Here is a 24,315-nt window from a genome sequence, read left to right on the forward strand (position 1 = left end):
TGCTTTATATTTTAAGGCTAAATCAGTCTTATTTATTGATATTTATCTTATAACCTAAACTTGGTACATTTTTTATAAAATCTTCACCCACTTTATCTCTTACTCTTTTAATAAAAGTTCTAACAGCAGTATCACTTACATGTTCACCTATCCAAACATTTTTCTTTATATCTTCATGCAAAACCAAAGCCCCAGGTTGCTTTAAAAGCAAAGAAATAAAAGCTAATTCTTTTTTAGTTAAAACAATTTCTTCACCATTGTAAATCAAAGTTCTTTTAGTTTTGTTAAATTGATATTCTTCAGAAATTTTTACAAGCATATTTGCTTCAATTTTTTCGCCTATCAGATAATCTAAAACTTTAAACAACTCTTCTATATCAACAGGTTTGATCAAATATTTATCTATACCAATATCAATAGAACGCAAAAGTCTCTCTTTCTCTGAATACGCACTAAGAACAACAATTGGGACATCATCTGAAATTTCCTTAATCTCTCTTGCCATATCAAGCCCATCCATAATAGGCATAGCAATATCTGTGATAACTAAATCCGGCTTAAATTTTTTAAATTTTTTAAGCCCCTCATCTCCATTTTGAGCTCCGATTACTTTACTAAAGCGTTCGCTTAATACATTAATCAATGATTCTCTAGTCTTAATTTCATCTTCAACTACTAATATTATCAATTCTTTACATTCTTGTGACATTTCTACTCTACCCTCTCTTTTAGTTTTAAAAATACCTCAAAACAAGCCCCATCTTTTCCATTCTTAACTTTTATTTTTCCTTGGAAACTTTCAATAATTTGTCTACTTATATAAAGTCCTACTCCTATACCCTGACTGGGATGTTTTGTTGTAAAATAAGGTTGAAAAATTTTATCTAAATTTTCTTTATCAATCCCACCAGCATTATCTTTTATTGTAATTTTCAGATAGTTTTTTCCAAATTTTGAAAAATTTATTGTTATGATTTTCCTTTTTTTGTTTTTAAATGCCTCTATTGAATTTAAAATCAAATTAAGAAAAACTCTTATTAAACCATTCTCATACGCCAAAACTTCATAATCACTTTTCGAAACAATATTAATATTTACATGATTTTTTTCTATAGTTTCAAAAGCAATTTCCAAGGCTTTATTTAAAGTCTCTTTTATAAATACATACTGCTCTACTCCTTTGTTAAACAAAGTTCTAAACACATCAATTGTTTCTGACATATTTTTAATCATATCTTTTGATTGTGAATAAATTTCAGCAAATCCTTTTTCATCTTTAAGATTTTGCTTCATTTGAAACATGGCAATACCAAGCTCATTTAACGGTTGTCTCCATTGATGTGCTATATCACTAATCATTTGTTCTAATGAAGATTTCAAAATCTCTTCATATACTATTTTAATATCTTTTTCATTTTTTTCCAAGGCAATTTTCATTTTTTTCTCAAATTTTTTACCTAACTGTATAAATTCTTGTTGGTGATTTTTAACTGTATTTTCAAGATTAATACTTAATTCTCTTAATTTAGCGTGATTTAAAGCAAGCTCTTCATTAAGCTTAAAAGAATTACTGACATCATGAGAAAGTGCTACTATTTCTATTAATTCATTATTTTTATCCAATATGGGGATTAACAAAGTTTCAAGATAGAAGGTTTTGCCTAATTTATCAATATTTTTAAAAATAACCTGATAAGGCTTTTTATATGAAAGATCTTTTAAAAGCTTCTCAACATAACATTCCTCAACATCTGGATGTTTAAATATTGAATGTTTTTTTCCTATAAGCTCTTTTTTGCTATATCCACTTATTTGACAAAGCTTATCACTGACAAAAATTAAATTTCCTTGCACATCAGCTCTTGAAAAAATTGTATTTTTTTCCAGAGCTTTAAAAAACTGATCTTTAAAAAAATCTTTCATTGAAAAGCCTTAAAACCTATATAGGCAAGATTTATACCGTAACAAACAATAATGCCATACGATAAATAATTAAACAAATTTTTCAAAAAATCACTAAAAAATTGTGAAATTTTAGAAAAAAATAACATCGCAGGTAAAGTTGATATTCCAAAAATCATCATTACCAAAATACCTTCAAAAATATTTTGCTTACTTATTGCATTGGCTATAAAAAAATACACCAATCCACAAGGAACAAAACCATTTGAAAATCCTAAAAATATAGCTGATTTTAATCCTTTAAAATTTTTAGATTTTTTAATAATTTTCTTTACAAAACTATCAAAAAAAACATTATTTTCAATAAAAGATAACATATTGCCTCTAAAAATAAGAGCAAAACCCAAAATCATCATAAATATACCAAGAATAAAAAATGACAAACTTTGAACCTTAGCATTGATTGCCAAGATATTCCCAAAAGTCCCAAAAATTATCCCTAAAACAATATAAGCAAAAATTCTAAACAAATGATAAATAAAAGTTAATAAAAATAAATTATTGCTTTTTGAATTTAAATTTATAAAAAGTAAATTAAAACCACCACACATAGAATAGCAGTGTCCAAAACTAGATAAAAAAGCAACGCTGATAATAGCTAAAAAATCTATACTCACATCAAATTCATAAATTCTTTAAAAATGTACTTACTTTCATGAGGACCTGAAGAACTTTCCGGGTGATGTTGCACTGAAATAATAGGATAGTCTTTATATCTTACTCCTTCAACATTATCGCCAAATAAATTTCTATGAGTGATATGAGCCACTTGAGCTAATTCTTCTGGAACATTATAATTATGATTTTGTGCGGTAATTTCTACCGTTTTTGTATCAAGATTGATCACAGGATGATTTGCTCCATGTTGTCCAAATTTCATTTTATAAGTTTCATATCCAAAAGCATTACTTAAAAGCTGGTGACCTAAGCAAATTCCAAGCATAGGAATTTTAGCTTCTGCAAGTTTTTTAATCTCTGCAATCTCTTGTTTTAAAATCCTTGGCTCACCTGGACCATTAGAAAGAAACACGCCTTGAATTTCACCTTTTTTATACAGAGTAATCAACTCATCTGCTTTAACATTATATGGATAAACTTCTACTTCAAAACCTACTTCTACAAGTTCATTTAGGATATTTGTTTTAACACCATAGTCTATAACAGCAACTTTTTTCTCACTTCTTTTAGCATCATTAAATTTTTGAAAACTAGCGTTCCAAACACCTTGTTTATGAGAATAATTTTTCTTAGTGCTAACTTCTTTTACAAAATTTACTTCATCAATTTTTGCTGATTTTTCTAAGGCGATTTTTAAATCTTCTTTATTTGAAATTTCAGTTGAAATTACAGCTCTTAAATTGCCATTATTTCTTATCATTTTTACTAGATATCTCGTATCAAGTTCATAAATTCCTATTTTTCCATGTTTTTCAAGATAATCTTGCAGACTTTCTTTAGCGCGAAAATTTGAAAAACTAGAACTTAATTCACGCATTAAAACACCGCTTGCAAAAATTTCCTTACTTTCATTATCATTTTCATTAGTTCCCACTATACCAATTTCTGGCATGGAAAATACGATAAATTGCCCTGCATAAGAAGGATCTGAAATAATTTCTTGATATCCTGTTAAAGAAGTGTTAAATACAAGCTCTCCAAAAAAAGTACCGCTCTTTCCAAAAGCCTTAGCACTTAAAAAAATATCATTTTCTAAATAAATATAAGCCTTCATTAAAACATACCTTTTTTTCTAAGCTCTTCTTGATAGAGTTTTTCAAAGATAAGATCGTATTCTTCACTACCTGGAATAGGTTTTGTTTTATAATTGCTAATTTTCTCATAAACCTCATCTTCAAGTTTTTCATAAATTTTAAGATAAGACTCTATGCTTGAAAAGATTAAATTTTTAACTCTATTTTCGCTCACTATAAAATTAATATAATCATTCTCTACAAGTTCTTCTAAAATTTGATGCGCTAGATGATTATGTCTATCTTCAGAATCTAAAATCACATTAAATTCGGGAGCTAACTTTTTCTTCACAAGCCAAAACATATTTTTACGATCTACTTGCATAAGTTCCATTTCATCTTCTTGTTGCTCTAAAAGTTCTTTTACTCTTTCATCTAATTTTCTTTCATTTAGAATATCTTTCTCTAAAACTTCTATTATACATACCTTAAGCTTTTCTAATTGATCTTTAATTTCTACAAAAGAAGAATTAGCTATATCTAACATCATTTTATTTGCGATATAAGGAATATGTGGTAATTTTATACGCATCTTGAAAACCTTTTATTTAATAATGTTTGAAATAATAGCTTATTTTTGGTAAAAGAATGTTAAAAATGAAAAATTTTCATTCTTTTAATCACCTAATTACTAGCATTATTATCTAAATTTTTCAAAAGCAAAGTAAGCTCGCTAGCTTTTTTTGGATCCATTTTAGATAAAACACCTGAAATTTTACGTGATTCCAAAGAAAGCATTATTTTGCTTGCATCCTCTGCATCCATTTGACTTAAAACATCTGCAATGGCTGCATCTTTCATTTGGGAATAAATTTCTTTAACCCTACCTTGAGTTTTATCATTGATTGAATTTAAAATCTTTTGTTGTTCTTCTACAAGCCTTGCGTTTTCAAGTTTTAATTCTTCAATTTTTGCCAAAGTCGCATTAACCTCAGCCTCTTTTTTTTCTAAATTTTCAAGCCTTTCTTTTTGCAAAGCTTCAAAAGAGGCTTTATAAGCTTCTAAAGATTGTCTTGCTTCATCAAATTCTCTAGTTTGCAATTCAATTTGAGCTTTTCTAGCTTCAAAATACTGCTCACAATCTTGTTCAGCTCCAAAAACTACACTTGAAATAAAAACTAACAATATAAATTTTTTAATCATCTTTTTCCCCTTTGAAAAAACGACTGATTGCAATTTCATCTAAAAATTTTTCTTCAGCCTTCGCAAGTTCTTTTTGTTTTTGTTTAATTTCTTCAGTTTCCAAAGCCTTCATTTTTTCATAATCTAAATGCGCTTTTTGATATAAAAACTGATAATGGTTCATTTCTTTTTTAGAAAGTTCTACTTTCTCCTTAGCTCTTGCCAAAGCCTCGCGTCCTACTTGCGCCATACTTAAATTTGATCTTAACTCTGCTATAGATCCTGATTTTGGCAATACGCCTAAACTTTCACACTCTTGGCGTGAAAGTTCATAAGCTTTTTCATGTTCAAGCTGTCTTTGTTTGGCTTGATTAAGATTTGATTCTGCTTTATCAAGTTGTTGTTTTCTTACTTTTACAACAGAATTATATTTACTTTTCATAAGATGATAGTATCATCTCTTTCAGGGCTAGTGGAAATATACTTTACTTTAACCCCTGCAAGCTCTTCAAGTCTTGCTATATATTTTTTAGCATTTTCTGGCAATAAATCATAATCTTTTATACCAAAAACTTTATCCCAACCATCCATTTCTTCATAAATAGGTTGAACATTTTCTAAATCACTTGGTATATAGTCGATTTCCATGCCCTTATATTCATAAGCACGACAAATTTTTATCTTTTCAAAACCATCTAAAACATCAAGCTTCATCAAAGATAAAGCATCAAGACCATTAAGCCTTGCTGTATATCTTACAGCAACCGCATCAAACCATCCACAGCGTCTTTTACGTCCTGTGCTTACGCCAATTTCTTTTCCAATTTGTGCAATTTTTTCTCCATCTTCGCCCTTATCCTCAGTAGGAAAAGCTCCATTTCCCACACGCGTTGCATAAGCTTTTACAATACCTATAATATTTCCCGCTTCTTTAGGATTTAACCCAAGTCCTGTTAAAGCGCCTGCTGAAATAGTACTTGAACTTGTAACATAAGGATAAGTTCCATGATCAATATCAAGCATAGAACCCTGAGCTCCTTCTAAAAGTACTCTTTTATCTTCATCTAAAGCCTTCCAAAGCATTCTTGTAGTATCTGTAATATAAGGAGTTAAAATTTCATTAAAGCGTTTTAAATCAGCAAGCAATTCTTCAGCACTTGGAATTTCAATTTCAAGCATTTCAAAAAAAGTTTTATTAGCTTCAAAATCTTTCATCAAAGCCTCACAAAGTCTTTGTGGTTCTAAAAGCTCTCCAACTCTATGTCCTGTACGATTAATCTTATCTGCATAAGAAGGTCCTATACCCTTACCTGTTGTTCCTATGGCATTTTTGCCTTTGAGTTTTTCTTTTGCAATGTCTATTAAAGAATGATGTTTTAAATTTAAATGAGCTCTATCACTGATATATAATCTACCTTTTAAATTTTCAAATTGAGCCATTTCAGCAATCAATACTTCAGGAGAAACCACAACTCCATTTCCGATAATATTAATACATCTTGGATGCAAAACTCCACTTGGCATAAGATGAAGCGCATATCTTACACCATTTACCCAAATCGTATGTCCTGCATTGTGTCCACCTGCACTTCTGCAAACAAAATCATAATTTTCACATAATTTATCAACTACCTTACCTTTTCCTTCATCGCCCCATTGAATGCCGACAATAATATCTGCTTTGCTCATAAAAATTTCCTTGATTTTACTTTAATATTGGCGAGAAGATGAGAGAATCGAACTCCCCAAAGAATAGTCAACTATCCTTTCATCTGATTTGAAGTCAGTGGCGATCACCAGATACGCTAATCTTCCAAAGCGATAATTATAGCGATTTTTAATGAAAAACAAAATAAATTTATCAATATTCTTTTTGACTTCATATTAAATTTAAGCTATAATCTCACTCTTTTTTAGCATCAAGTTTTGATGATTACATTATTAGGATCTTTCTTTGAATTCTTTTAAACAAAAATATTTAATCAATTTTTGGGACAATTCCCATTCTATGATTGCACTTGGAATTTTAAGTGCAGTGTATTTTGGGATTTTTGGTGGCGTTTGGGCTGTTACTGGAGAAATGACGCGTTGGGGCGGTGAATTTCTAGAACTTTTAGGTATGAATTTAGATGGATATTCTTATTACCAAAAGCAAAATTTAAATGGAACCCCTTTAACAAGAACTGATGGTATTATGCTCATAGGTATGTTTATAGGTTGTTTAGTAGCCGCACTTTTAGCTAACAAAGTCAAATTTCGTCTACCTGCTAGCAATATAAGAATTTTTCAAGCAATAGTAGGTGGAATTCTTTCAGGATATGGAGCAAGACTTGCGTTTGGATGTAATTTAGCTAATTTTTTTACAGGTTTACCTTATTTTTCTTTACACACTTGGCTTTTTACTGTTTTTATGGTTTTAGGAATTTATCTAGGAGTGAAAATTTGCAACACTTCCTTTTTTAAACCTAAAGCTAAATTAGAACGGGTAAATAAAGAAAATTTGCCGTTAAACAAGCAAAGTTTGCGTACAAAATTATATTTTAACTTAGGCATATTGCTTTTCATGGCCTTTTTAGTTTGGGTGTTTTATCTTGTTTTTACAAATGGCAATATCAGCACACAAAACAAACAAAGTCTTCTAGCTTTGGCACTGATTTTTGGTTTTGTTTTTGGCTTTATTATTTCTAGAGGGCAAATTTGTTTTACTTCTTGCTTTAGAGATTTGTTTTTATTTGGTAGAGATAATGCTATAAAAGGCGCATTAATCAGTATGATTATCGCCTCTTTAATCGCTTTTGCTTTTATCTTGCAAGGTCATACTAGCAAACTCATAGAACTTTCTCCTGCTGTAGCTGTAGGAGCATTTTTGTTTGGTTTTGGTATAGTTTTTGCCGGAGGTTGTGAGTGTGGTTGGGCTTATCGTGCCTTTGAAGGACAAAGTCATTTTATGATAGTAGGAATTGCAAATATAATAGGAACTATGATTTTAGCCTTAAGTTATGACTTTTTACCAAAGGTTCTTAAAGAAGGTATAAAAATCAATCTTTTAACTGAATTTGGAAATTTAAATGGATTTTTTATCAACCTTATTTTATTCATCTTAATGTTTGCTTTTGTGGTATTTTATAAAAAACACTTCTTTAAAAATCAACTTAAAGGATAAACAATGAAAATTACTTATAGTTTAAATTTGCAAGGTGAAGCTTGCCCTTATCCTGCTATAGCAACACTTGATGTCTTACCTAAGCTTCAAAGTGGAGAAATTTTAGAAGTGCTTTGCGATTGTCCACAAAGTATCAATTCCATACCTCAAGATGCAAAAAACCGTGGTTTTAAAGTGCTTGAAATCGATCAAAGTGGACCCACGCTAAGATTTTTAATACAAAAGCCTTAAAAAAGGCTTTTGTTCTCAAAGCTCTTTTAACATCTTTTCATAAGCTGCTTTAGTTCCAGATCTTACATTTGTAAACAAACTTGCAATAATAATTACCACCGAAGCTGCTAAAAATCCTGGAACTATTTCATAAAGACCCGAATTTGCAAAATTCTTCCAAAGTACCACAGTAGCAGCTCCTGTTATCATACCTAAAATCGCCCCTACTCTTGTCATCCTGCTCCAAAATAAAGAAAAAAGCATTACAGAACCAAAAGAAGCTCCAAATCCAGCCCATGCATAAGAAACTATACTTAAAACACTTGAGTTTTTATCAGTAGAAATCAAAAACGCTATTACAGCTACTAATAAAACACCTAATTTACCTAAATTTAATACAACATGACTTGGCGCATCTTCTCTAAAAATCTTTTTATAAAAATCTTCCGCTATAGTAGAACTTGAAACCAGCAATTGTGAACTTGCCGTACTCATAATAGCCGCCAAAATAGCACTGAGTAAAATACCTGCTATCCAAGGATTAAATAAAAGTTGCGACATCACGATGAAAATTTTTTCAGGATCTTGCAAACTTAATTCAAATTTATGCACATAAGCTATACCCAAAATACCTATCATACAAGCACTTAAAAGACAAACCACCATCCAAGAAATACCTATAAAAGTGGCCATAGGAATATCTTTAGTAGAACGAATCGACATAAAACGCACTAAAATATGTGGTTGACCAAAATAACCCAAACCCCAAGCAAGTGCAGATATAATGCTTACAACTCCTACTCCTTCGCCCATAGATAAAGCTTGTGACTTTATTTCTCTTACTATATTCATCGCTTCACCAAAGCCACCTAAATGATAAAGCATAACCAAAGGCACAATGATTAAAGCCATCATCATTAAAAGCCCTTGTATCATATCCGTCCAACAAACCGCCTTATATCCACCTAAAAAAGTATAAGCGACAATAATAATCGTTCCAGTAATTAAAGCATAATCATATCTGATACCAAAAGTACTTTCAAAAAGTTTTGCTCCACTTACAAGCCCTGATGAAACATAAAAGGTAAAAAATATCAAAATTACCACTGCACATACGATTCGCAGTATATGTTTATCATCATCAAAACGAGTTTCAAAATAATCAGGAATAGTCAAAGAATTTGCAATCACACTGGTATAAATTCTAAGTCTTTTTGCCACAAAAATCCAATTTAAACTAGCTCCTATAGTAAGCCCGATCGCAATATAAGAATCTATAAAACCACTTACGTATAAAGCTCCTGGTAAACCCATTAAAAGCCAACCACTCATATCAGAAGCCCCTGCGCTAAGTGCAGATATCACAGGCCCCATAGTACGCCCACCTAGAAAATAATCTTCTGAATTTTTATTTTGTTTATAAAAATAAAAACCTATATAAAGCATTAACAAGGCATAAGCTACAAACATCACTGCTATTGGGGTATTAATTTGAACTACTTCCATCAATCTCTCCTTAATCATTAAGATATTGCTCTAATGCCTAAATTTCCATAGCGATGAAAAGATATGCTTAAAGCTTTTTCATTAAAATAATTTAAAAGTTCAAAACGACCATTTAACAATGGCTTTTCTCTTATGATGATTTTAGCAAGCTTTGCAGCCTCTTTATAAATCTCATCATTTACATCTGGCTTTGCCAAATAACGCACTCTTTCATATTCTTTAATACTCTTGATAAAATTTTCTTTATTTTCTTTTAAAAATAATACTTTTGCTCCTATGCTTTGAACAATTCGTTCTATCATACTAACATCTTGTTCATCATAACTGATACTTAGATCAATATTTACAATATTTGCACCTAAAATCACCCCTAAAACATCTTTTAAGCTTTCATTTCCACAAAGTCTTAAAACCATATTCTTTATTTTAGTATAAGAAAAAAGATTATCTTCTCCACGAATATTGACATAATCTTTTGAAACACTAAACTCATTTTTATAATGATAAGCATAAGATTGAGACATTTTAATTAAATCGTTCATAAAATCTTGTGATTCTTTTAAATCTATTTGTGCTAATTTTTTTGAAAATTTATCTTCAATTAAATGATCATCAAAATCTTCTTGCTTAATCTCTAAAAATTGAGTGATATAATTATAAATTCCCACTTTTCTACCCAAACCTATAGCTGATTTTTTAATTCCACCAAAAGGTTGGCGAAGCACTATAGCCCCTGTGGTTGGTTTGTTGATATAAATATTTCCTGCTTCTATATGAGTGTGAAAATACTCCCATTCTCTTTCATCTAAGCTTTCAAAACCTGCAGTTAAACCATAACCTGTGGAATTTACTATATCAATAGCTTCTTTTAAGTCTTTAGCCTTCATCACACTTAAAATCGGCACAAAAAGTTCATTCATATGGGTAAAATCACCCTTTTTAGTGCCGTATTTTATGCCTGGAGTCATTAAATAAGGATTATCCTCTAAAAACTTAGGTTTTAATGCCCATTCTTCATAAGGTTGTAATTCATCTAAGGCCTTTTGAACTTTAGAACTTGGCTTATCAGCTAAAGCACCTAATTTATTTTTAAATTCAAAAGGACTGCCCACCGCAATAGAACTTGCAGCATCTACTAAAGTCTTTTTAAATTCTTCATCATGATAAACCTCTTCTTCTAAGACTAGCAAAGAAGTAGCTGAACATTTTTGACCGCTATTGCTAAACGCAGAATGAATGATATTTTTAATCGCACTATCACGATCAGCAAATTTAGAAACTATAGTCGCATTCTTTCCTCCCGTTTCAGCACTTAAAAGCAAGGTTGGATTAGCTTTTAACATAGCATAAGCAGTATCCTCTCCTCCTGTAAGAATTGAAAATTTAATCGCTTCATCAACAAGTAAATATTTAGAAATATCGCTTCCTTTTGAAGGTAAGAAAATCAAAGCGTCTTTTGGAATACCTGCATCCCAAAAACACTTACAAAGCATATAACCTGTTAGGGTTGAAAGTGAAGAAGGTTTATAAATCACCACATTACCTGCAGCTAGTGGTGCAGCTATAGTACCTACTGAAATCCCTATAGGAAAATTCCAAGGAGCTATAGTAACCCCTATGCCTTTAGGTGTGAATGTAACTTTTGGATTTTGTTTTTTAAGCTCTTCTAAAGAGTGCGGATAAAATTCTATAAAATCAATAGCCTCACTCACTTCTGGATCGATCTCTAAAAAGGTTTTGCCCACTTCTAAAGCCGCCAAACCTATCAAATCCCCTCTTCTTTCTCTCATAAGTTTTGCACTTTTGGCTAAAATTTGATAAATTTCATCATGACTTTTTTGTATAAATTTGGAATTTTTAGCTACTTCTAAAGCTTGTTTGATTTCTTTTTCTCCGGCTAAATAAGCCTTTCCTATCACTCTATCTTCAATCTTATCTTTAACTTCTAAAACATTTAAATTTTCTGCTTTAAAATCAAGCTCACCTATGACAGGATAAACATCATAATCTTTTAAATTTTCATATTTAGCTTTAATTTCTTTAGCCCATGCTCTATTTTGCGCTAAAATAAAATCCGTATCACTTTCGTTGCTAAATTTTTTACTTTCATAAGAACTTGTGATATTTAATTCTTTATTTCTATCTTGCTTGCGATGCGTAGTGTTATCAAGAGTTTTTACGCCTTCTAAAGATTTTAAAAAAAGTTCTTTTTGGATATTCCAGTTTTTATCTCCTACTTTAAGATTGAAAAAATAACGCATAAAATTATCTTCACTTGTATTTTCATCAAGGCGTCTTACAAGATAAGCAATGGCATTGTTAAAATGTGCTTCATCACAAACTGGGGCATAAAGGATTAAATCATGCATTTTAGATAATTCATAAGAACATTGCAAACTCATACCTTCAAGCATTTCAAAAGTAAAAGAATCTAAAGCACCCGCTTCACTTATGCGTGTATAAGCATAAGCAATCTCAAAGATATTATGACTTGCAATTCCTATGTTGATGTATTTATAATTATCTCCTTCAAGAATAAAATCAAGCATTTTATTATAATTGCTATCAGTATCTATTTTTTTGTAAAAAGTAGGAAGCTCCCAGCCTTTTTGAGATGCAATAGTTTCTTCACTTTCCATATTAGCACCCTTAACAAAACGGATCTTAATAGGCTTCATACCTTTTAAAACCCTCTCTTTTGAAAAAGCAAAAAGTTTTTTAAGATACTCATAAGAATCAGGAATATAAGCTTGCAAAACAATCCCCGCTTTAATATCAAATTTGGCTACACTTTCTATAAAAGCTGCAACAGTAAGTTCTAAATCTCTAAATTCCTCCATATCAAGATTGATAAATTTAGAAACACCTTGTTTTTTCTCTTCTTCTAAGGCCAAAGCATAAAGATAATCTAGTCTTTTTACTACCTCTTCTTTGGAATAATCAAAATCTATAATATTAATTTGTGAAAAAATAGTAGTAATTTTTATGGAAATATAAGTGATATAACTTGATTTTAAAGCCTCTTCATATTTTTGCATACGATATTTACTCTCAGCTTCACCTAAAACCTCTTCACCGATTAAATTCACATTTAAGGTAATTTTATCTTGCTCTTTTCTTTTCTTAATATGTGGTTCTAAAACACTAGGGTTTGCATCTAGAACCATAGCTTTAGTATCTTCTCTTAAATGTTTGACAAAAAAAGGTACACTTAAATTAGGAGCAAATTTGCCAAAATTTAAAAAGCTAAAAAGTAGGAATTTTTCAAAAGTGCTAAAAAAATCCGCTATGCCATATTTACTCAAAATATATTCTATAAGCTCAAAACTTGCATTTTTATCTTTACATCTAAAAGAACGATCTAAAAGTTCTATAAGCATAACTTTATTTTTGGGATTATTAAGAAGTTTTTGCATTTTAGCATGAAATTCTTTTTCAGAATTTGAAATATTAGCTTCTATTTGTCCTTGCAATTCTTCAGCTAAGGCTAAAGCTTTTTGTATCATTTCGTATCTCCTAAGATAAAATAAATTTTAATAAATAATATATAAATAAGATAAAAATAATATTTTAAATCATAGAAAATGTATAAAAAATGATAAAAAAAATTTTAATGGGTATATAAGTAACAAAAATTAAGAAATGATAATATCATTTTCTTGCTTATTTACAACCTTAGCAATAATTTTAGCTTGAATATTTTCATCTTCTAGTTTTTTTAAACATTCTAAGGATTCTTTTTCACTTATAGAAATTAAAAGTCCTCCTGAAGTTTGCGGATCACAAAGTAATAATTTTTCTTCATTTAAATCAGGGATAAGTTCTTTTATAAATTCTAAATTTTTATAAGCTCCAGCAGGAATTAAACCCATATTAAAATACTCTTTTACTCCATCTAAAAAAGGAAGTTCACTTTCAAAAATTTCAAAAGAAATATTTTTATTTAGCATTTCTTTTAAATGACCTAAAAGTCCAAAACCTGTGACATCACTCATGGCGCTTGGGTGAAATTTAAGAGCAATTTGACTGGCTTTATAATTTAACTCCATCATACTTTTAAGCATTATATCTAAATGTTTTTGATTTAGCATTTGTGCCTTTAAAGCTGTACTTAAAATTCCTGTTCCTAAAGGCTTGGTTAAAATGATACAATCTCCAACTTTAGAAGTATTATTAGCAATAAATTTACTAGGATGTACTTTTCCTGTAACACTAAGTCCAAAAAAAAGCTCAGTGCTTTCTATAGTATGGCCACCCACAACTAAAGCATTGCATTCTTGAATCTTATCATTTGCACCTTCTAAAAGCTCTTTTAAGATATTTAAATCATGATTACAAGTATCAAAACCTACTATATTTAAGGCATTAATCACCTCTGCACCCATAGCAAAAACATCGCTTAAAGCATTTGCTGCGGCAATAGTACCAAAATGATAAGCACTATCTACTATAGGAGTGATAAAATCAAGCGTTTGCACCAAAGCTAAATCGCGGCTGATTTGATATACACTTGCATCTTCATTATTTCCAATATCGCTAAGTAAGGCAGGGGTTTTTTGCATGAAATTTAAAATTGTTTTAAGACCACCCGGGCTTAATTTCGCTGCTCAGCCTGCTGCTTTAACAAAATGCGTTAAATTTTGATTTTTATATTGCAGTGTTTTTCCTTTACAAAGTAATAATCTTTGCTTTACCAAAAAGCTCGTTTAAAATTTCATAAGCATTGCCTATATTTCCTATTTTAAGTTCTTTGCTTTTATTAAAAAATTCCAAACAAGCTCCGCAACTTATGATCTCAATACCTAAATTTTCAAGTTCTTTCATAGCTAAATGTGCTTTATGATTTTCATCAACATTGATTAAAACACTTTCATTTACGCAAAGAATTTTACTTGGAGCATGATCTAAATTTTTTAAGGTACTTAAAAATCCTACAAGTAAATTTTGTCCCAATTCACCCTCACCCACTTTGTCGGTTTTTAAAAATAAAACATTATAATCGTGAATATTTACTTCACTAGAATTAAAATTCTTTTTTTGCACTTTGATGCAAAACTCTTGTGCATTTTCATCTATAATAGGATTTAAATTTAAAGAGTTAAGAAATTTTACAACATTATTTTTTGAAATAATAGAATTTAAAACAATTTCTAAAATTTCATTTTCTTGAAGTTTTTCAAGAGCGTTTTTTGTTTCAACTATAGGCTGAGGACAAGAAAGATTGCGACAATCAATTTTCATTATTTTTCCTTGATATTAGCTTTGAAAAATAATATTATTTTATTACTTGTTTTGTGTTTAAAAATTTTAAATAATATAGAAAAAATTCAAAAGCTCAAAAATGAGCTTTTTTAAAATCTTTTTTTATTCACATCTTCAAGAATTGCTGCAGCAATTTGATTGACTTCATTTGTTATATTATTGGTAACATTTGCAACTTCGACATTTTCCTTAGTTACAGTTTCAAGTTGTGCTATAGCATCGTTAATCTGTGTGATTCCTGCTGTTTGTTCTTTTACAGATTCTGCTACTTCATTTACGCTTTGAACAAGTATATTAATATTTGCCTCGATTTCAGATAAGGATTTCCCTGTTCTTTCCGCAAGCTGTCTTACCTCATCTGCAACAACTGCAAAACCACGCCCATGTTCTCCAGCACGTGCAGCTTCAATAGCTGCATTTAAAGCAAGAAGATTCGTTTGCTCAGCGATATCTTTAATCACATTGACAATATTTTTTATATCATCAGCTTGCGAAGCAACCTCAACTGTTTTTCCACTTACATTTTGCATAGAAGAATTAATCTCCTCTACAGCTGCAGCCGATTGTTCTAAAGAACTCGCTTGTGCATTAGAGCCATCAGCAAGTTTTTGCATAGAATTTTTTAACTCTTCTGACTGATTGGCTAAATCTTTAGCAAAATTTGAAGAAGCTACAAGCATCTTTTTAATTTCTTTACCTAAAATATTAGTTGTAATCTCAACTTCGCCTTTAGCATCAAGCACCTCTGTGCTAAAATCAAGCGCTTTATAACTATCAAAAACTCTATTAATTTCATTCATATTAGAACCAATTTTACTTTGCAAAACATCAAGCATTCTATTAAGAACATTTTTAAGTTCTACTAATTGAGGGTTTATAGGATTTTTAGTAATTCTTGCAGTTAAATTACCTTTTTCAATTTCTTTAGCAGTTTGCACCGATTCATCTACAGCATTTTGATCTTGCTCTAAAGATATTTGAATCTTTTCAATATTTTCATTTATGATTCTTCCCATTGCCCCTAATTCATCATTGGCTCGAATTTTAATTAATTTAAGCTCAATTTTTTCATGATTTAAGAAACGGAAAAAAGATTCTAAAGAGTTAAGAATAATTGGTAATCTTGTTGCAACAATTTTTCTTACGCAATAATAAACCACTCCCAAAACAACAAAAATAAAAATAAAAGATGCGCTAATAATAATTAATTGTAATTTTTTCAAAGGTTCAAAAACTGAATATTTAGGGGCAGTTACCAAAACTGTCCAAGAGCTATCTTGCACTTTAAAACTATTAATCGCGGCATAAGAATCATCACCATCAAAAGCTATATAGTTAAAAACTCCATTTTTTCCTTCGCTCATAGCCTTATAAGTCTCTTGTGCGCCTTTGTTAGGATTGACATCTTTTAAATTTTTTAAAACCAAATTTTTATTAGGGTGAATTGCAACAAGACCATCTGAATTTAAAAGAACTCTTAATTCTCCATCATATTTTTGACTCTTGGGATCTAAAAGATAAGTAGCAATAGCCGAAAAATTCAAAGTCATACCGATAACACCTACAACTTGATTCTTTCGGTCAAATATAGGCATAGCAATATTTACAGCATCAAAATCTTGACCTTCTAAATTCATCCTAATAGGACGTCCTATATATACTTTATTTTCCCCATATTTTGCTTTTTTTAATATATCTTGCACAACTTGTAAATTAGCTATTTCATCACTAGCTTGTATTGCTTTTATCCCGCCTTTACTATCTTTTTCTTCATCAACATAAAGCATAACAAATTTTCCACTTTGAGTATTGAAAAATTTACTCTCCTCTTTAAAATATTCTGGCGGATCGATAAGATACAAATAAGTAAAATTAGAATAAGCACTATTATCAAAAGTATTGGTTATAATATTTGTTATACTGTCTATATCTAAATTTTCTTTTGAAGTTGATCTAAACATTTCTGTTAAAGTACCTGAAATACTTTTATTTAAAGCAATCATTTCCCCAAAAATTCCTTGAGTTTGGGTAGCATATTCTTTCGTGATAGAAGCTAGAATATCTTCTGTATTTTTGGTAATATTTTGACTTACTTGTTTTGTGATTAATGAAATTAAAATAATAAGCCCAATAACAACAACAGTTGCTACAGAAAAAATAAGTTTTAAACCTATATTTAAAGATTTAAACATCTTAATAACTCCTAAAATAAAATTTTGGATTTTATATTTTAACATATTTTTTAAAAAAATACTATTAATTAATTATAAAAATATTATGTATTAGTATTTTTTGATAGAAGATTTATTTTTTTCCTTTTAAGAACAATTCTTTAAAGCGTTTATTAGCGTATTCTTCTATGTCCTTTTGCAAAATAGAGTAATTTTCCATTAATTCCAAAGCTCTAGGAGTAAGTTTTGTTCCTGATTCTTTAGAGCGTCCTTGTCGTGTGCTAACTAAAATTTCTTGAGAATTTTTTTGTAAGGTTTGTAAATGCATCCAAGCTTTTTTATAATTAATCCCCATAAGTTTAGAAGCATGCAATAAACTACCTGTTTGTCCGATAAGCTCTAAAAGTTCTGTTTTTCCTCGTCCAAAAAGCAAATCTCCATCCGCATTTTCAATCCAAGTTTTTGTTCTTACTATAAATTGCTTACCTTTTTTTTCTTTAAAACAACCAAGTTGACAATACTTTACATCAACCTTATAAGCTTTTAAAGCTGAACGCATACTTTTAAGTCCACAACCTTCTTTAGCAATATCTCTTGCATCTTTACAAAAAATTCTACGCTTTTCATCTAAACTAGGTTCTATTTTTTTAAGCACTTCAATCTTTGCTTTTTCAAAATCTAAATGTCCAAATTGCCCCAACTCGCAATTATCAATTCTCATGTGATTTTCATCGGCTAATTGTCCGATTTTTTCTATATTTATATTAAATTTCTTTGCAATTTTAAAAGCCGTACCACAATCTAATTTTTCATTACTATTTAACAATTCTCTCATGTATGAGATGATTTCTTTTTCTTGATTTTTATCCATGAATTCTAAATTCTCCACTATAAATATTGATCTTATTTTCTCTAGCAAAACCACAAAGCGTTAAATCAAATTTTCTTGCTATCATAACCCCTAAACAAGTAGGAGCCGTGCGTGAAACAAGCACTGGAATTTTATGCATAACTGCTTTAGCTACCATTTCAGAACTTAGCCTTCCACTAACCATTAAAAAACATTGACTTAAATCAACCCCAGCTAAACGTGCTTTTCCTAAAGCTTTATCTATGGTATTATGTTGAGCTATATCTTCACCTATAAAAAAAGTTTTCTCATCTACAAAAAGCTTAGCCGTATGCACACAGCCTGTTTTCTCGTAAAGCTCGCATTGAGTATAAAAAGTACTCATTTGTTTTAAAATTTCATCTTTGCTAAATTTTACATCAGAACTAATTTTACTCGCTTCAATGGCTTCTAAATCGATATTTGCAGTATGTGCTCTACCACAACCACTTATAACTACGCCTTCAGCATTAAGCTTTGCTAAATTTTCTTTATCAATCTTTGCTTTGATATGCACACTCATACCATCATCTTTTGTTTCTATGTTCTCAATATCGCTTACTTTTGCAATGATATTTTCGCTCATTAAATACCCTATTGCTAATGCCTGTTCATCTACAGGAGTTGCCATTAAAGCACCTACTTTTTCATCATTAATAAAAATTTCAAGCTTAATTTCACGTACTAAAGTATCATCGCATGTAAAAGATTCATCACCTTTATATTTTAAAATTTGGGTTGTAAATAATGGATCCATACCTTATCCTTTAAATATCTTTAAATAATATTATATCAAAAAAACATAAATAACAAATTTATATATGGAAAAATAGATTTTAGATTTAACTTATAAAATAAAATTCGTTCTATTTATTTCAAAAAAGCTTAAAACTACCGCTATGCAATAACATAGCGGTTAAAGATTAAATTTTTACATTAGGATCATAAGAAAAACTAGGTTCAATTTGCTTTTTATTGCTTAATTCTTTATACCAATAAGAATGTAAAATATAAACCTCCTCTTCTTCCTTATAACCACTAATCATAGAATGGATACTGCCTTTGATTGCAAATACTGCCATATAAATATGCACACCAAAAAACACTGCACACACTATACCCAAGAAATTATGCACTATAGCTGAAATTCTTAAAAGTTCAATTTGAGTTAAACCAAAAAGACCTTGAATTGCCGTGGAATTAAAATCAAGAAAATACATAAATCCACCTGTAATTATCATCAAAAATCCACCAAAAACAGCAATATAATACCAAGATTTTTGACCAAAATTAAACTTACCTGCAGGTACAGGACGTTTTACTTTGCTTAAATAACCACCTACTATCATCATCCATCTGATATCATAACTTGCAGGAAGCATTCTTTTAATCCACCATAAAAACATAGGGATTATAGAGATGATAAATAAAACCGTTGCAAAAGCATGTAAATTTTTACAAACTCTTACAAAAAGTCCACCTCCAAAAGTCGCCCCAAACATCATCACAAAACCAGTTGGCACTAAAATCACCCAAGAAATTGCCGCGATAAAATGAAAAAGTCTTTCAAATAATGTAAAAGCATAAATTTTCTTTCCATCGTGTGAAAATTGCTTAGGTCCTATAACCATATAATGCAAAGCAAATGCAGACAATACCGCAATAATAGCGATTAAAGCTATAGTAGCTATATATTCACCTTGCAAAGTTGTCCAAAGTTTGCCAAAAGTATCATAATTTGGGATATTTGTAATACGATGAAAATCCCAAATTTGGGTATCTTGTCCCATTCTCTCGCTACCATAAGCAAATAAACTTACCACGCTTAACAAAAGCGTTACAAATACTTTTCTCATAAGCGTTCCTTTCCTGTGTAAGCAATCTTCCACTCCAAACTTTCTGAAGGATTTGGAATGCCATAATTTCTATTCATAAGTCTATTATGATAAATCTCTTCTATTTTAGAACTTTCACCTACTAAAAGTGCTTTTGTCGAACACATCGCAGCACATACAGGAACTTTTCCTTCTGCGATACGATTTTGACCATAAAGTTCTCTTTCTTTTTCTGAATTCGTTGCTTCAGGGCCACCTGCACACATAGTACATTTATCCATAATGCCTTTATTTCCAAAAACACTATCTTTTGGAAATTGTGGTGCACCAAAAGGACAAGCATAAAGACAATATCCACAACCTATGCAAATTTCTTTATCGTGCAAAACAATACCATCAGCACGGATGTAAAAACAATCCACAGGACAAACGATAGAACAAGGAGCATCATCACAATGCATACAAGAAATAGAAGTTGAAACTTCTTTTCCTTGAATTCCTTCATTTAAAGTAATCACACGGCGGCGGCGAATATGAATAGGAAGCTCATGTGCTTCATCACAAGCTACCGCACAACCATTACAATCAATACAACGCTCATTATCACAAAAGAATTTCAAGCGTTCTTTTTCTAAATTTGCAAAATTTACCTTACTCATTTTCCATCCTTACTGATTCTACAAAGCCCACCTTTAGTCTCTGGAATCTGACACATGATATCATAACCATAATTTGTTACCGTATTAGCACTTTCTCCGCTTGCATAAGGCTTAGTTCCTTCTGGGAAATTGTGCGTTAAATCCACGCCTTGCATAACTCCTGTAAAATGGAAAGGCAAGAAAATCATATCTTTTGCTACACCTGGATTAACCTTCACTCTTACATGAATTTTAGTGCCTTCTGGAGAATGTACCCAAATCATATCTCCTGCTTTAATGTCTTGCTCTTTTGCTAATTCAGGATTGATCTCACAAAACATTTCAGGTGTTAAACGCGTTAGATACATAGACGCTCTATTTTCCATACCTGCACCATTTAAATTCACAAGTCTTGCGGTAACAAGATTAAGCGGGAATTCTTTAGAATAATCCTTAGCTTGTTGCACAGAAACAAATTTAGTATCCACGCGATAAAGTGCTTTTTGATCTTCAAAACTTGGATATTTTTGCACCAAATCGTTTCTTGGAGAATGTAAAGGCTCACGGTGGAGTGGAATTTTATCTTTAAAAGTCCAAACTACAGCTCTAGCTTTAGCATTTCCATAAGGAACTATGCCTTTTTCTATACATTTAGTTGCTATGATATTGCTATCATCATAAGACCAAGTTGATCCCATTTTTTCTTTTTCTTGGGCACTTAAAGTAATGCCTAAAACTTTTTCTATATTATCTTTAGTAATTTGTGGATAACCTGTATCAATAGGCGAATTTAAAGGCGCATTTTTAGCAAGTAAACTCTCTCCTTCATACTCAAGTCCAAAATTGTTTCTAAAGCCCATACCACCTTTTGCTACTTCAATGTCGGTATTATAAAGCACAGGAGAACCTGGATGCTTATCACTCCAACAAGGCCAAGGAAGCCCGTAATACTCGCCAGCAACTTCGTCTTTTCCTTCTAAAGTTACCTCATCAAATTTATCCCAGTATAAAGTATGTTTTTTAAGCCTTTCAGGACTCCAACCATTAAGCCCTATACTTCTAACTGCTTTTGCAATTTCTCTTGTTGCATTTTCAGGCCAAACGATCTCACCTTTTTCATCGCGTAAAGTCTTGGTAAAGTCTTCATAAAAACCTAATTTTTTAGAAAGCTCAAATAAAATTTCTTGATCTTCCATGCTTTCATAAAGTGGATCTACAACCTTAAATCTCCATTGTCCACTACGATTTGTAGCTGTTACACTTCCGCTTGTTTCAAACTGTGTTGCTGCAGGTAAAAGATAAATCCCATCTTTTCTTTCTGCGATAATCCCTGCTTCATTTACAAAAGGATCAGCCAAAACTAAAAGCTCTAAAGCTTCCAAACCTTCTTTAACTTTTACTTGTTGTGCGGTTGAAGTGATACCATTTCCCATAACTACTAAAGCTTTTAAAGGCGTTCCTGCATTATCGATAGCATCATTTCCATCTTTTCCATTTAAAGCTGCTGCCCACCATCTAGCAAGTGAAAGTCCGGTTTTATGCATCCAATCTTTACTTACAAAATTTCCTAAAAGCCATTCATAATCCACACCCCAAATTTTGGCATAGTATCTCCAAGTCGCTTCATTTAAAGGATAATAACCAGGTAAATTTTCACTCAAACAAGCCATATCCGAAGCACCTTGAACATTATCGTGTCCGCGTAAGATATTAACTCCGCCACCAAATTTACCTATATTTCCAAGTACCATTTGCACAATAGGTGCTAAACGTGTATTTGAAGTTCCTACAGTATGTTGAGTTAAACCCATAGCCCAAATAAGCGTAGTTGGTTTGTTTTTAGCTACTTCGTGAGTGATTTGCACCAAAAGTTCTTTAGAAATTCCCGTAACATTTTCTACTTCTTCGGCTGTCCATTTTGCTGCTTCTTCGCGAATTTTATCAATTCCAAAAACTCTTTCATCAAGATATTTTGTATCTTCTAAGCCTTCATCAAAGATGATTTTTAGCATTCCATACATGAAAGCAATGTCAGTTCCTGGACGAATTCTTGCATAAATATCCGCTTTTGCTGCACTTTTTGTAAATCTAGGATCTACAACGATAAGCTTTGCACCTTTTTCTTTTGCTTTTAAGAAATGTCTAAAACCCACAGGGTGATTTACCGCTGGATTTGCTCCAATGATAATGATACATTTACTTCTTTGGATGTCTCCAAGATGGTTTGTCATAGCGCCATAACCAAATGTATTCGCCACACCGGCGACTGTTGCGCTGTGTCAAATTCTAGCTTGATGATCTACATTGTTCGTTCCAAAAAATGCTGCAAATTTTCTTATATAATAAGCTTGTTCATTATTAAGTTTTGCAGAACCTAAAAACATAACACTTTCAGGATTTTCTTTACGATAAGCAGCTAGTTTTTCTCCGATCTCACTTAAAGCTTGCTCATAACTTATGCGTTTCCATTCTCCATTTTCTTTTTTCATAGGATATTTTAAACGCACATGTGAACGCACCATATCGATCATATCAGATCCCTTGCAGCAATGTCCACCTGAACTCACAGGATGATCTTGAGCGATTTCTTGACGCACCCAAACACCATTTTGCACTTCTGCAATAATCCCACAGCCTACAGAACAGGCTGTACAAACTGTTTTTACTTTTTTACTACCTTCATAAGCTTCTTTAAGCTCATCAGCACTCGCTTCTCTTAAAGTTTCACTTCTAGCAAGCAACGGTGTTGCTAGGCTTGAAAGTGCTGCCATTTTAAGAAAAGAACGACGCGTAAGCTTGATATTTTCACCTACACTTGACATTACTCAGCCTTTATATAATAATTTTCCCAATTAGCACTTCTTTGAAAAAGCACTTCTTTTTTCTTACTTTTACCTTTAACCAAATCTTTTCTTTCTTCATCTTTAGCTAGAGCTAAAGTTGTGCTACCAAGCACTCCAGCAGCCCCTAAGGCAAAAGCGGATTTTTTAAGAAATTCCCTGCGATTTTTCACGAGTCCTCCTTTGTTTATTTGCTTCTCTTCTTAAAAATTCTGAACGCGATAGATCGTTTTGCACTTTTTTAGAATTTATTTTTGCAGGTTTTTCCACTTCAAAGCAAAGTCTTTCAAATTCCATAAAAGCCGATGCAATACTTGCAATTTCCTTATATAAATTCGCATTTTTATTCATGAAAACATCGCCTAAAAACTCATCAATGCTTTTATTGATCACTTTTTCAAAAAGCTCTTTGGCTAAATCATCTTCATTTTGCCTTAAAAATTCACTCATCAACAATAAACAAAATCCAACACTATCTTCACTTTCTTTAAAAAATTTTTCATTGCGTCTTATTTTACTTTTGACTAAAATTTGACGCACGCAAAGTAAAGGATTTGAATTTTCAAAACCTTCTTCTATGTAAGAAAAAGTCGTTGGAATACTATTTTTAAGACTTAAAAAAAGCAAATCATATTCTTTAAAAAATGCTTGTATAGAATTTTCATCATCTAAATGCTTAAGCAAGATATCAAAATTTGATTTTAAATTTTCATCAAATAAACATTCTTGCATTGTCTTTAAATACTCTTGTAATTTTGACAATCTTTCTTCAGAAAATGAAAAAACAAAAAGCTCTCCTAGACATTGATAATAAAGACTTCTAGCTAATCTTAATTTTTCCAAATCCATTAAAGCCCCCATGCATTCAAAATTTTCAAAAATAGCTTTAAATTTTGCTTGAATGAATATTATGCAAAATATACCTAATATTCATTTTAAAGCCGATTTTTAAATCGATTTATCTTA

General features: G+C 30.9%; 22 protein-coding genes and 1 tRNA gene. 2 read left to right on the forward strand and 21 right to left on the reverse strand.

Features of this window, described 5'->3' with window-relative positions; translation table 11 throughout:
• Positions 1 to 28: 28 nt before the first annotated feature.
• From bumR to AJN70_RS05355, 9 genes are all read right to left on the reverse strand, one after another.
• Positions 29 to 709, reverse strand: a complete 681-nt coding sequence (gene bumR / locus AJN70_RS05315) for a butyrate response regulator transcription factor BumR (RefSeq protein WP_002862143.1) — start codon at positions 707 to 709, stop codon at positions 29 to 31.
• Between the two features lie 2 nt (positions 710 to 711).
• The gene (gene bumS, locus AJN70_RS05320; RefSeq protein WP_070284018.1) at positions 712 to 1,923 is read right to left on the reverse strand and encodes a butyrate sensor histidiine kinase-like phosphatase BumS; all 1,212 of its coding nucleotides are present in this window, start codon (positions 1,921 to 1,923) and stop codon (positions 712 to 714) included.
• The gene (locus AJN70_RS05325) at positions 1,920 to 2,579 is read right to left on the reverse strand and encodes a sulfite exporter TauE/SafE family protein (RefSeq protein ID WP_002870873.1); all 660 of its coding nucleotides are present in this window, start codon (positions 2,577 to 2,579) and stop codon (positions 1,920 to 1,922) included. Before AJN70_RS05325 ends, bumS begins: the two co-directional genes overlap by 4 nt.
• On the reverse strand, positions 2,576 to 3,694 hold the full coding sequence (gene carA / locus AJN70_RS05330) for a glutamine-hydrolyzing carbamoyl-phosphate synthase small subunit (protein ID WP_002851156.1): 1,119 nt from the start codon (positions 3,692 to 3,694) through the stop codon (positions 2,576 to 2,578). The genes AJN70_RS05325 and carA overlap by 4 nt, the downstream gene beginning before the upstream one ends.
• Positions 3,694 to 4,245 (reverse strand): DUF507 family protein, encoded by a 552-nt coding sequence (locus AJN70_RS05335; protein WP_002851269.1) that lies wholly within the window; start codon positions 4,243 to 4,245, stop codon positions 3,694 to 3,696. Before AJN70_RS05335 ends, carA begins: the two co-directional genes overlap by 1 nt.
• Positions 4,246 to 4,337: 92 nt before the next feature.
• Entirely contained in the window at positions 4,338 to 4,856 is a 519-nt protein-coding gene (locus AJN70_RS05340; protein ID WP_002851265.1) for a MotE family protein, read from the reverse strand.
• The gene (locus AJN70_RS05345) at positions 4,849 to 5,277 is read right to left on the reverse strand and encodes a flagellar export protein FliJ (protein ID WP_002880459.1); all 429 of its coding nucleotides are present in this window, start codon (positions 5,275 to 5,277) and stop codon (positions 4,849 to 4,851) included. Before AJN70_RS05345 ends, AJN70_RS05340 begins: the two co-directional genes overlap by 8 nt.
• Positions 5,274 to 6,524 (reverse strand): adenylosuccinate synthase, encoded by a 1,251-nt coding sequence (locus AJN70_RS05350; protein WP_002862151.1) that lies wholly within the window; start codon positions 6,522 to 6,524, stop codon positions 5,274 to 5,276. The genes AJN70_RS05345 and AJN70_RS05350 overlap by 4 nt, the downstream gene beginning before the upstream one ends.
• A gap of 28 nt (positions 6,525 to 6,552) precedes the next feature.
• Positions 6,553 to 6,650, reverse strand: a tRNA-Sec gene (locus tag AJN70_RS05355).
• A 139-nt stretch (positions 6,651 to 6,789) separates the two neighbouring features.
• Between AJN70_RS05355 and yedE the strand changes: the two genes are divergently transcribed.
• Together yedE and yedF (AJN70_RS05365) are read left to right on the forward strand one after the other, a co-directional pair.
• The gene (gene yedE, locus AJN70_RS05360; RefSeq protein ID WP_070284017.1) at positions 6,790 to 7,998 is read left to right on the forward strand and encodes a selenium metabolism membrane protein YedE/FdhT; all 1,209 of its coding nucleotides are present in this window, start codon (positions 6,790 to 6,792) and stop codon (positions 7,996 to 7,998) included.
• A 3-nt stretch (positions 7,999 to 8,001) separates the two neighbouring features.
• Entirely contained in the window at positions 8,002 to 8,229 is a 228-nt protein-coding gene (yedF, locus tag AJN70_RS05365; protein WP_002867050.1) for a sulfurtransferase-like selenium metabolism protein YedF, read from the forward strand.
• Between the two features lie 15 nt (positions 8,230 to 8,244).
• On the opposite strand, the gene putP is transcribed toward yedF (AJN70_RS05365), so the two are convergent.
• From putP to AJN70_RS05430, 12 genes are all read right to left on the reverse strand, one after another.
• Entirely contained in the window at positions 8,245 to 9,714 is a 1,470-nt protein-coding gene (gene putP / locus AJN70_RS05370; RefSeq protein ID WP_070295576.1) for a sodium/proline symporter PutP, read from the reverse strand.
• Positions 9,715 to 9,731: 17 nt separating this feature from the next.
• Complete coding sequence (locus AJN70_RS05375; RefSeq protein ID WP_070295577.1) at positions 9,732 to 13,220, reverse strand: proline dehydrogenase family protein; 3,489 nt, start codon at positions 13,218 to 13,220, stop codon at positions 9,732 to 9,734.
• 129 nt (positions 13,221 to 13,349) lie between these two features.
• Positions 13,350 to 14,372 carry a selenide, water dikinase SelD gene (selD, locus tag AJN70_RS05380; protein ID WP_079396812.1) on the reverse strand — a complete coding sequence of 341 codons (1,023 nt, stop codon included), beginning with the start codon at positions 14,370 to 14,372 and terminating at the stop codon, positions 13,350 to 13,352.
• 10 nt (positions 14,373 to 14,382) lie between these two features.
• Complete coding sequence (gene yedF / locus AJN70_RS05385; RefSeq protein WP_002867054.1) at positions 14,383 to 14,955, reverse strand: sulfurtransferase-like selenium metabolism protein YedF; 573 nt, start codon at positions 14,953 to 14,955, stop codon at positions 14,383 to 14,385.
• A gap of 110 nt (positions 14,956 to 15,065) precedes the next feature.
• A complete protein-coding gene (gene ccaA / locus AJN70_RS05390; RefSeq protein WP_002862158.1) occupies positions 15,066 to 17,168 on the reverse strand; it encodes an aspartate chemotaxis receptor CcaA in 2,103 nt (700 codons plus the stop codon).
• Positions 17,169 to 17,280: 112 nt separating this feature from the next.
• Entirely contained in the window at positions 17,281 to 18,018 is a 738-nt protein-coding gene (locus AJN70_RS05395) for a winged helix-turn-helix domain-containing protein (protein WP_002862159.1), read from the reverse strand.
• Complete coding sequence (gene fdhD, locus AJN70_RS05400) at positions 18,011 to 18,793, reverse strand: formate dehydrogenase accessory sulfurtransferase FdhD (protein WP_052858392.1); 783 nt, start codon at positions 18,791 to 18,793, stop codon at positions 18,011 to 18,013. The genes AJN70_RS05395 and fdhD overlap by 8 nt, the downstream gene beginning before the upstream one ends.
• 166 nt (positions 18,794 to 18,959) lie before the next feature.
• Positions 18,960 to 19,892, reverse strand: a complete 933-nt coding sequence (locus tag AJN70_RS05405) for a formate dehydrogenase subunit gamma (protein WP_044778902.1) — start codon at positions 19,890 to 19,892, stop codon at positions 18,960 to 18,962.
• Positions 19,889 to 20,530, reverse strand: a complete 642-nt coding sequence (fdh3B, locus tag AJN70_RS05410) for a formate dehydrogenase FDH3 subunit beta (RefSeq protein WP_002851264.1) — start codon at positions 20,528 to 20,530, stop codon at positions 19,889 to 19,891. The genes AJN70_RS05405 and fdh3B overlap by 4 nt, the downstream gene beginning before the upstream one ends.
• A complete protein-coding gene (locus AJN70_RS05415; protein WP_079264430.1) occupies positions 20,527 to 23,331 on the reverse strand; it encodes a formate dehydrogenase subunit alpha in 2,805 nt (934 codons plus the stop codon). The genes fdh3B and AJN70_RS05415 overlap by 4 nt, the downstream gene beginning before the upstream one ends.
• On the reverse strand, positions 23,331 to 23,522 hold the full coding sequence (locus AJN70_RS05425) for a twin-arginine translocation signal domain-containing protein (RefSeq protein WP_002851537.1): 192 nt from the start codon (positions 23,520 to 23,522) through the stop codon (positions 23,331 to 23,333). Before AJN70_RS05425 ends, AJN70_RS05415 begins: the two co-directional genes overlap by 1 nt.
• Entirely contained in the window at positions 23,497 to 24,210 is a 714-nt protein-coding gene (locus AJN70_RS05430) for a molecular chaperone (RefSeq protein ID WP_002851502.1), read from the reverse strand. Before AJN70_RS05430 ends, AJN70_RS05425 begins: the two co-directional genes overlap by 26 nt.
• Between the last annotated feature and the right edge of the window lie 105 nt (positions 24,211 to 24,315).

It is taken from the genome of Campylobacter sp. BCW_4341 (assembly GCF_001764255.1).
GTDB classification, from domain to species: Bacteria; Campylobacterota; Campylobacteria; order Campylobacterales; family Campylobacteraceae; genus Campylobacter_D; species Campylobacter_D jejuni.

Bases quoted from the DNA above. Each gene is read 5' to 3' on its own strand.
- bumR (WP_002862143.1), bottom strand. From the start codon at position 709: ATGTCACAAGAATGTAAAGAATTGATAATATTAGTAGTTGAAGATGAA.
- bumS (WP_070284018.1), bottom strand. From the start codon at position 1,923: ATGAAAGATTTTTTTAAAGATCAGTTTTTTAAAGCTCTGGAAAAAAAT.
- carA (WP_002851156.1), bottom strand. From the start codon at position 3,694: ATGAAGGCTTATATTTATTTAGAAAATGATATTTTTTTAAGTGCTAAG.
- AJN70_RS05335 (WP_002851269.1), bottom strand. From the start codon at position 4,245: ATGCGTATAAAATTACCACATATTCCTTATATCGCAAATAAAATGATG.
- AJN70_RS05340 (WP_002851265.1), bottom strand. From the start codon at position 4,856: ATGATTAAAAAATTTATATTGTTAGTTTTTATTTCAAGTGTAGTTTTT.
- AJN70_RS05345 (WP_002880459.1), bottom strand. From the start codon at position 5,277: ATGAAAAGTAAATATAATTCTGTTGTAAAAGTAAGAAAACAACAACTT.
- AJN70_RS05350 (WP_002862151.1), bottom strand. From the start codon at position 6,524: ATGAGCAAAGCAGATATTATTGTCGGCATTCAATGGGGCGATGAAGGA.
- yedF (WP_002867050.1), top strand. From the start codon at position 8,002: ATGAAAATTACTTATAGTTTAAATTTGCAAGGTGAAGCTTGCCCTTAT.
- putP (WP_070295576.1), bottom strand. From the start codon at position 9,714: ATGGAAGTAGTTCAAATTAATACCCCAATAGCAGTGATGTTTGTAGCT.
- AJN70_RS05375 (WP_070295577.1), bottom strand. From the start codon at position 13,220: ATGATACAAAAAGCTTTAGCCTTAGCTGAAGAATTGCAAGGACAAATA.
- yedF (WP_002867054.1), bottom strand. From the start codon at position 14,955: ATGAAAATTGATTGTCGCAATCTTTCTTGTCCTCAGCCTATAGTTGAA.
- ccaA (WP_002862158.1), bottom strand. From the start codon at position 17,168: ATGTTTAAATCTTTAAATATAGGTTTAAAACTTATTTTTTCTGTAGCA.
- AJN70_RS05395 (WP_002862159.1), bottom strand. From the start codon at position 18,018: ATGGATAAAAATCAAGAAAAAGAAATCATCTCATACATGAGAGAATTG.
- fdhD (WP_052858392.1), bottom strand. From the start codon at position 18,793: ATGGATCCATTATTTACAACCCAAATTTTAAAATATAAAGGTGATGAA.
- AJN70_RS05405 (WP_044778902.1), bottom strand. From the start codon at position 19,892: ATGAGAAAAGTATTTGTAACGCTTTTGTTAAGCGTGGTAAGTTTATTT.
- fdh3B (WP_002851264.1), bottom strand. From the start codon at position 20,530: ATGAGTAAGGTAAATTTTGCAAATTTAGAAAAAGAACGCTTGAAATTC.
- AJN70_RS05430 (WP_002851502.1), bottom strand. From the start codon at position 24,210: ATGGGGGCTTTAATGGATTTGGAAAAATTAAGATTAGCTAGAAGTCTT.